1 protein-coding gene is annotated in these 268 nt (G+C 41.8%); it reads left to right on the forward strand.

What is annotated here, in order from left to right; genetic code table 11:
• Positions 1–16 precede the first annotated feature (16 nt).
• Positions 17–268: carbohydrate porin (locus Q4528_RS14035; RefSeq protein ID WP_303522210.1), on the forward strand; the 252-nt coding region annotated here is incomplete at its 3' end.

The raw sequence follows: 268 nt of genomic DNA on the forward strand, positions 1-268 counted from the left end.
GCTAACCGCTTACCAAGTGGCTGCGGTGTTTGATCAAAATTGGTCGATGGGTCGCAATCAACTTATTATGCGTTACGCTGATAACACGGATACAAGTACTTTCAACAAAGTGGAAGACTTAACCACTTTATACATGAGCTTAGAAGGCGGTGTTAACTTTAGTGAGCAAGTAGCGCTAGAGTATTTAGGTGCTTACCATAACTACGATGCCAAATCTTCTGAGGAAGACCGTACCAACTACAGTGCTATTGTTCGTCCAATGTATAAT

This window comes from Staphylococcus pasteuri (genome assembly GCF_030547725.1).
GTDB lineage: Bacteria > Bacillota > Bacilli > Staphylococcales > Staphylococcaceae > Staphylococcus > Staphylococcus pasteuri.